Annotated in this window: 9 protein-coding genes; 2 read left to right on the top strand and 7 right to left on the bottom strand. The window is 71.8% G+C overall.

Going from position 1 to position 7,700, the window contains the following annotated elements; translation table 11 throughout:
• On the top strand, positions 1-951 hold a 951-nt coding region (locus ACWGST_RS16635), incomplete at its 5' end, for an amidohydrolase family protein (RefSeq protein ID WP_452047780.1).
• A gap of 19 nt (positions 952-970) precedes the next feature.
• Here the strand turns inward: ACWGST_RS16635 and ACWGST_RS16630 are convergent.
• From ACWGST_RS16630 to ACWGST_RS16600, 7 genes are all read right to left on the bottom strand, one after another.
• Positions 971-1,228 (bottom strand): DUF6510 family protein, encoded by a 258-nt coding sequence (locus ACWGST_RS16630; protein ID WP_452047779.1) that lies wholly within the window; start codon positions 1,226-1,228, stop codon positions 971-973.
• Entirely contained in the window at positions 1,228-2,019 is a 792-nt protein-coding gene (locus ACWGST_RS16625) for a ferredoxin reductase (RefSeq protein ID WP_452047778.1), read from the bottom strand. The genes ACWGST_RS16630 and ACWGST_RS16625 overlap by 1 nt, the downstream gene beginning before the upstream one ends.
• Positions 2,016-2,606 (bottom strand): sulfite oxidase-like oxidoreductase, encoded by a 591-nt coding sequence (locus tag ACWGST_RS16620; protein ID WP_452047777.1) that lies wholly within the window; start codon positions 2,604-2,606, stop codon positions 2,016-2,018. The genes ACWGST_RS16625 and ACWGST_RS16620 overlap by 4 nt, the downstream gene beginning before the upstream one ends.
• A gap of 48 nt (positions 2,607-2,654) precedes the next feature.
• Positions 2,655-3,254 carry a SixA phosphatase family protein gene (locus ACWGST_RS16615; protein WP_452047776.1) on the bottom strand — a complete coding sequence of 200 codons (600 nt, stop codon included), beginning with the start codon at positions 3,252-3,254 and terminating at the stop codon, positions 2,655-2,657.
• An 84-nt stretch (positions 3,255-3,338) separates the two neighbouring features.
• Positions 3,339-3,830 carry a SixA phosphatase family protein gene (locus tag ACWGST_RS16610; RefSeq protein ID WP_452047775.1) on the bottom strand — a complete coding sequence of 164 codons (492 nt, stop codon included), beginning with the start codon at positions 3,828-3,830 and terminating at the stop codon, positions 3,339-3,341.
• A 47-nt stretch (positions 3,831-3,877) separates the two neighbouring features.
• Positions 3,878-4,861, bottom strand: a complete 984-nt coding sequence (locus tag ACWGST_RS16605) for an arginase family protein (protein WP_452047774.1) — start codon at positions 4,859-4,861, stop codon at positions 3,878-3,880.
• Between the two features lie 101 nt (positions 4,862-4,962).
• Positions 4,963-5,295 (bottom strand): hypothetical protein, encoded by a 333-nt coding sequence (locus ACWGST_RS16600; protein ID WP_452047773.1) that lies wholly within the window; start codon positions 5,293-5,295, stop codon positions 4,963-4,965.
• A gap of 166 nt (positions 5,296-5,461) precedes the next feature.
• On the opposite strand from ACWGST_RS16600, the gene ACWGST_RS16595 reads away from it, so the two are divergent.
• Positions 5,462-7,654, top strand: coding sequence for a heavy metal translocating P-type ATPase (locus ACWGST_RS16595; RefSeq protein ID WP_452047772.1), 2,193 nt, complete (start codon positions 5,462-5,464; stop codon positions 7,652-7,654).
• Positions 7,655-7,700 lie beyond the last annotated feature (46 nt).

The raw sequence follows: 7,700 nt of genomic DNA, 5'->3' as shown, positions 1-7,700 counted from the left end.
GGCCCGGGTTCCGGGGCGGGCGGATCCCGCTCGTGGGTGGCGGCCCGGGGGGCCGCGACCGACGACGAGCTGCGCGCCCGGCTCGCGGGCTTCGTGGCCGAGCTGCACGCCCAGGGCACCACGACGTTCGAGATCAAGAGCGGCTACGGATTGTCGGTCGTCGACGAAGAGCGGCTCGTGCGGCTCGCCCGCGAGGTCACCTCCGAGGTGACGTTCCTCGGTGCGCACGTCGTGCCGTTCGAGTTCCGCGAAGACCCGGCGTTCGGCGAGCCCGGCAGCCCCGAGGCATCCGCCCGCGCCGCCGACGCCTATGTCGACCTCGTCGTCGGCGACATGCTCGCCGCGTGCGCCCCGCACTCGCGCTGGGTCGACGCCTTCTGCGAGCGCGGCGCCTTCACCGCCGAACAGTCGCGGCGCGTGCTCGAGGCCGGCGCTGCAGCCGGCCTCGGCGTGCGGGTGCACGGCAATCAGCTCGGCGAAGGCCCCGGCGTGCAGCTCGCGGTCGAACTCGGCGCCGCCTCGGTCGACCACTGCACCTACTTGAGCGATGCGGATGTCGCGGCGCTCGCGTCATCCGAAACCGTCGCGACCCTCTTGCCGGGCGTCGAGTTCTCGACCCGGCAGCCCTACCCCGATGCGCGCCGTCTCATCGAGGCGGGCGTGACGGTCGCCCTGGCGAGCGACTGCAACCCGGGATCGAGCTTCACGAGTTCGCTGCCGTTCTGCATCGCCGTCGCCGTGCGCGACATGGGCATGACGCCCGCCGAGGCCCTCTGGGCGTCGACCGCGGGCGGCGCGGCAGCGCTGCGGCGAACGGATGTCGGTGCGATCCGCCCGGGCATGCGCGCGGATCTCGTGGAGCTCACGGCGCCGAGCCACGTGCATCTCGCCTACCGGCCGGGCGTGCCGCTCGTCGGGCGCGTCTGGAAGGACGGCGCCGTCATCGCCTGACGAGGTGCAGGCGGGCGGTTCACCCGCGCCGCACCTCGATCGCACTGATGCCGCTGAGCCCGATCCACGCACGGTCGGCCGTCTCGACGAGGGTGGCGAGCACGTGGTCGCAGTTGCTGCAGCGCACGACGGTGCCGGCGCCGCTGCGGTAGACCATCGCGCGGGCGAGCTCGCCGATCTCGCCGCAGCCGTTGCACCGCGCCGTCGCGGTGGTGGCGTCGAAGCTGAAGAACTCGGCGAGCGGGCCCGCCAGGGCGTTGCCGTCGACGTGCTGCATCAGGTGCCTCCGTATCGCTCGGTGCGGATCGAACGCGCGTCGTGGCCGAGCTCGACGAGCCAGTCGGCGGTGCGCTCGACGAAGCCAGTCGAGCCGCAGACGAAGACGCGCGGCCGTTCGGCCGCCGGGATCACGGCCGCCTCGAGCGCCTCGAGCGTGATGCGCGCGGGCGGCGTCGACCACCCCTCGGGCGCGCGTCGCGTGTAGACGAGGTCGAGCTGCAGCGGAGCGGATGCCGCGACGAGCGACTGCAACTCGTCGGCGAAGTAGACGTCGTCGGGGCTCCGCACCGAGTAGAGCAGCCGGAACGGCGTCGGGTCGTCGGCGGCCCCGTGCGCCTCGGCCATCGCGTAGAGCGGCACGACGCCCGAGCCGCCGGCGATGAGCTGCACCGGCCGGATACCGCCCGTCGTGCCGCTGCCGGACGCGTCGCCCCTCGGGTCGCGTGCGGCCGCGGCATCCGGCGCCCACACGAAGAATGCGCCGAGCGGCCCGTGCACCTCGAGCATGTCGCCGGGCCGAACGTCGTCGACGAGGTACGGCGAGACCTCGCCGTCGGGCAGCTTGTCGACGGCGAGCGTCACACGCGAGCCCGTTCCCGAGGAGGCGATGGAGTACGAGCGGGTGGCGGTGTACCCGTCGGGCGCCGTGAGCCGCACGTCGAGGTGCTGGCCTGCGGCGTTGCCGGGCCATCCGTCGACCTCGAGCTCGAGGCGCGAGGCGTTCGGCGTCTCGCGTCGCGTCGACGCGACGGTCGCGACGTGCCAGCCCGAGCGGGGCACCTCGCTCACCAGTAGCGCTCTTCCTTCCACGGATCCCCGTGCAGGTGGTAACCGTTCTGCTCCCAGAAGCCTGGCTCGTCCTCGTCCATCATCACGAGGCCGCGCACCCACTTCGCGCTCTTCCAGAAGTAGAGATGCGGCACGAGCAGTCGCGCCGGCCCGCCGTGCTCGGGTTCGAGCGGCTCGCCGTCGAACTCGATGGCGACCCACGACTGACCGTCGAGCAACTCGTCGAGCGGCACGTTCGTCGTGTAGCCGCCATAGCTGTGCGCCATGACGAACTCGTGCTCGGTCTCGACCTGTTCGAAGAGCGTGTCGAGCGAGACGCCGCGCCAGCGCGTGCCGAGTTTCGACCAGTGGGTCACGCAGTGGATGTCGGTGTCGACGTCGTCGATCGCGAGCGCGGTGAACTCGTCCCAGTTCCAGCGGTGCACGCCCGACTCGGTGCGGATCGTGAACTCCCAGTCGGCCGTGTCGATCTCGGGCGTCGGCCCCGCCGAGAGCACCGGGAAGTCGTGAACGAGGGTCTGGCCGGGTGGCAGTCGCTCATCGCGCTCACGACCGCGACCGCTGAACCCCCTGGTGATGAACGACATGTCGCTCCCTCCCGTCGGCATCGAGACTAGCGCTGCCCCGCCGTCCTGTCATCGGTACCGGTCGTGCGAACGGTCGGGGGCGTCGAAGGTCACCTCGACCGGTGCTGCGGCGGCGTTGCCGGTGCTCGTCGCGGTACGCACCTCGGCCCACGAGTCCGTGCCGAAGGTGAACACGGCGATGGCGGCCGTCGGCATCGCCTCGGCCGACTTCGAGAAGCGGGTGGCGAGCTCGGTCATCTCGGGGTTGTGGCCGACGAGCATCGCGGTCGCGACCCGCCGGTCGAGCGAGCGGATGACGCGCAGCAGCGTGTCGACGGATGCCGCGTAGAGCCGCTCATCGGCGATGACCCGCCGAGCCGGGGTGCCGAGCTCAGCGGCGACCAGCGCTGCCGTCGACCGCGCCCGTTCCGCGGTGCTCGTGATGATCACGTCGGGCTCGATGCCGCGCTCGACGAGCCTCCGGCCCATGCGCGGCGCATCCTCGCGGCCCCGATCGTTCAGCGGGCGATCGTGGTCGGCGAGGCCCGGCGATTCCCAGCTCGACTTCGCGTGGCGCATGAGCACGAGGGTCTTCACGGTGCGTCCTTCCGTCGGGCCGGTCGCGCGCATGCCTGCCGGTGCAGTGATGCCCGCGGCGACGTCCAGCACGCGGAGTGCCGCCAGTCGTACGGTACGCCCGTCTGGGGCATCCGCCGAGCAACGCCTCCCGTTTCGTCATCGGCGGCGTGTTCGTCACCGGTCGTGAGCAGGAGCCTCGAACAGCACCTCGGCCGGCGCGACAGCGCCGACCTCTGCCCAGTCCGCGACGTCGAATCGGAACTCGGCGACGGCGCAGGTCGGCATGTCGACGACCTCGCCCGAGAGCCGGGAGGCGAGCTCGCCGATCTCGGGGTTGTGGCCGACCAGCATGACGCCGGCCAGCTCATCGTCGAGTGCCCGGATGATGTCGAGCAGGCCGTCCGGAGTCGCGCCGTAGAGACGGTCGTCCTCCACGATTCGGCCGGATTCGCGATCGAGCGCCTTCGCGAGGATCTCCGCCGTCGAGCGGGCGCGCACGGCCGTGCTCGTCACGATCACGTCGGGAGCGACGCCCCGCTCCCGCAGGCGCTCACCCGCCCTCGGCGCATCGCGCCGGCCCCGGTGGTTCAGGGGACGCTCGTGGTCGGGAAGCGTCTGGTCGCCCCAGCTCGACTTGGCGTGACGCACCAGCAGGAGAGTCTTCATGATTCCGTTCCCGTGTTCATCGTGCACCTCTCGATCGAGGCACGCTGTCAGCGTAGGGCGATTCCCGCAGCGACCTCCAACACGCAGAGCGCGGCGAGTCGCACCGTGCGGCCGTCGGGGGCGTCGGCCGTGGCGTCGACCTCTGCGAGGTCGACCGACTCGACCCGGGCGTCGACGCCTGCCGCCCGCGCGGCCTGCCGCAACTCCCACGCCGAGATGCCGCCGGGCACCGATGCGGGGCATCCGGGCGCCACCGCGCGGTCGCACACGTCGACGTCGAGATCGACGTGGATCGGCCCGCCCCCCGCTCCCGCGATCTCGAGCGCCTCGGCGAACACGTCGGTCATGGGGCGCCGGTGCAATTCGTCGCGGTGCACGACGGTGATGCCGGCGTCGCGGGCCCGGTCGGCGTACTCGCGCGAGTTCACGAAGTCGGCGATGCCGATCTGCACGATGCGCCGGCCGTCGAGCCCCGCTTCGAGCAGTCGCCGCACGGGCGAGCCGTTGCTCACGCCGTCGCGCAGGTCGTAGTGGGCGTCGAGCGTGATGAGGCCGGCGGTCGCGTGCCGATCGCCCCAGACGCCGAGTGCGACGGGCGAGGTCAGCGAGTTGTCGCCGCCGAGCGCGACCACGGTGCCTGCTCGGGCAGCTGCCGCAGCGACCGCTGCCTGCACCCGCGCCTCGCCCTCGGGTCCGTCTGGTTCGGCGACGTCGCCCGCGTCGGCGAACACGAGATCGTCGAGCGAGCGTGCGGCGCTGCGGTCGGCGCTGCCTGCGGCGCCGCGGTCGAAGCCGCGGTCGAAGCCGCGGTCGGCTCCGCGGTCGGCCATGAGCGTCGGGCTGTAGCGGCGCAGTGCCGCGCGGATCGCCGCGGGCGTCGCATGCGCCCCGGTCGGCGAGAGCGAGGTGGCGAACGCCGGCACCCCGATGATGGCGAGGTCGGCGCGGCCGCCGACACCGAGCGCGTCGAGCGCCGGCCAGTCACCGGCCCGCGGCCAGAGGGGATCGTTCGAAAGCGCGGCAGTGCCCATGGCTCAGACGTTAGCAATCGGATGCCGCGCGCCGAGGCATCCGCTCATGCCGATGTCTGCGATGCCAGACGCTTCAGTGCAGGCGCATCAGTGCAGACGCGTCAGCGAGGGTCGACGATGATTCGGTTGCCCTCGATGTCACCGTCGCCATGGTTCTCGACGACCGAGGTCGTCGGTTCGGTGTCGAGCGGCCACTGGATGCGTTGGGGAGGGCGGTTCAGGTAGTTCTCCTCGTAGGCGGCGAGCGCGTCTCGGCCGGGCTCCTGTACCGGCGGACCGGTGCGCTTCCGCAACACTCTGACGACGGAACCGATCGCGATCGCTCCCCAGAGCACCGCGAATACCCACACACCCGTGTCGGGCAGCACCACGTAGGCCACGGCGAGAGCTGCAAGGCTGACCACCGCGACGACGACCCAGACGATCCTGGACATGACCATCTCCTCACTTGCGATCGTACACGCGCCCTCCGGCCCCGCTGCTACCGTCGAGAGTGTTCGCCGTGACTCGGGAATAGTCCCGGCGGGCAGGCGTTCCACCTCATGACAGATACCCCCTAGGGGTATAAGCTCGAACCGAGCTGACGACGGAGGAAGATCGATGAGCACGACTCACGACGGACACGAACACGATGCGCACGCGGGGCACGATCCTCACGCAGGGCACGATGCTCACGCAGGGCACCGGGCGACGGCGGCCGCGGCGGTCGACCCGCACGCCGGGCACGACATGAGCGGGCACGACCCGCACGCCGGGCACGACATGAACGGGCACGGGGGTCACGGCGACCACGTCGGCCAGTTCCGCCGCCTGTTCTGGATCATGCTCGTCATCGCCGTGCCGACCATCGCGTTCAGCCCGATGTTCGCGTCGATCCTCGGCTACTCGCTGCCCGACAGCCCCGTCGTCCTCTGGATCTCGCCGATTCTCGGCACCGTCATGTACTTCTGGGGCGGCAAGCCGTTCCTCACCGGCGCCTGGTCGGAGCTGAAGGCCCGCAAGCCCGGCATGATGCTGCTGATCGGCCTCGCGATCACGGTCGCGTACTTCGCATCGCTCGGCGCGAGCCTCGGCATTCTCGACCACCACCTCGACTTCTGGTGGGAGCTCGCACTCCTCATCGTGATCATGCTGCTCGGCCACTGGATCGAGATGCGCTCGATCATGCAGGCGTCGAGCGCGCTCGACGCACTGGCCGCCCTGCTGCCCGACGAGGCCGAGCGGCTCGTGCCGTCGGGGGCCGGAGCCGCCGCGGCATCCGTCACCGAGACCGTCTCGCCCTCGCAACTCGACGTCGGCGACGTCGTGATCGTGCGCCCGGGCGGCCGCGTGCCCGCCGACGGCGACGTGATCGACGGCACCGCCTCGATGGACGAGTCGATGATCACGGGCGAGTCCGTCACGGTCGCCCGAGGCCCGGGCGACCGCGTCGTGGCCGGCACGGTCGCGACCGACACCGCGATCCGCGTGCGCGTCGGCGCGGTGGGCGACGACACCGCCCTCGCGGGCATCCAGCGCCTCGTCGCGCAGGCGCAGGCCTCGAGCTCGCGTGCCCAGCGCCTCGCCGACCGCGCCGCCGGATGGCTGTTCTGGTTCGCGCTCGGCGCCGCGGTCGTCACCGCGATCACCTGGACCCTGCTCGGCGACCCCGACGACGCCGTCGTCCGCACGATCACGGTGCTCGTGATCGCCTGCCCCCACGCGCTCGGCCTCGCGATTCCGCTCGTCGTCTCGATCGCGACCGAACGTGCGGCGAAGGGCGGCGTGCTCGTCACCGACCGCCTCGCACTCGAGACCATGCGCACGGTCGGCGCGGTGCTCTTCGACAAGACGGGCACCCTCACGAAGGGCGAGCCCGTCGTGACCGACGCGGTCTCAGCGCCCGGCTACGACCTCGACGGTGTGATCGCGATCGCCGCAGCGGTCGAACGCGACTCGGAGCACCCGCTCGCCCGCGCCATCGTCGCGCACGCCGAGGCGAAGTCGCTCGACATCCCGGCGGTCACGAACTTCGCGGCCGCGGCGGGCCTCGGCGTCACCGCGATCGTCGCGGGGGTGCCGGTGCACGTCGGCGGACCGTCGCTGCTGGCGGGCCGCGGCGTCGACCCGATGCCGCAGACGGTCGCCTGGTCGGAGGGCGGGGCCACCGTGCTGCACGTCATGGTCGGGCACGACATCGCCGGTGCCATCGCACTCGCCGACGAGGTGCGGCCCGAGTCGAAGGAGGCCGTCGAAGCGCTGCACGCCCTCGGCGTGCAGGTCGTGATGATCACGGGCGACGCCGAACCGGTGGCCCGCACGGTCGCCGCGCAGCTCGGCATCGACCGGGTCTACGCCGGTGTGCGCCCCGAAGACAAGGCCGCGAAGGTGCAAGAGCTCCAGTCGGAGGGGCTGAGCGTCGCGATGGTCGGCGACGGCGTCAACGACGCCCCCGCGCTCGCGCAGGCCGACGTCGGCATCGCGATCGGCGCCGGCACGGATGTCGCGATCGCCTCGGCCGGCGTGATCCTCGCGTCGAGCGACCCGCGTTCGGTGATCTCGGTCATCGAGCTGTCGCGGGCGAGCTACCGCAAGATGTCGCAGAACCTGTGGTGGGCGGCCGGGTACAACCTCGTGTCGGTACCGCTCGCGGCCGGCGTGCTCGCCCCGATCGGGTTCGTGCTGCCGATGTCGGTCGGCGCGATCCTGATGAGCCTCTCGACGATCATCGTCGCGGCGAACGCGCAGCTGCTGCGCCGCCTCGACCTTCGGCCCGAGGCCTCGACCCGGGCGGTGCTCGAGCGCGCGAGCTGAGGCATCCACTCGACGCGCCGTCGCCCGACGCTGCACTGTCGCGCTA

The organism is Agromyces sp. NPDC055520, assembly GCF_053619715.1.
This window is presented reverse-complemented; position numbering and strand designations above follow the sequence as displayed.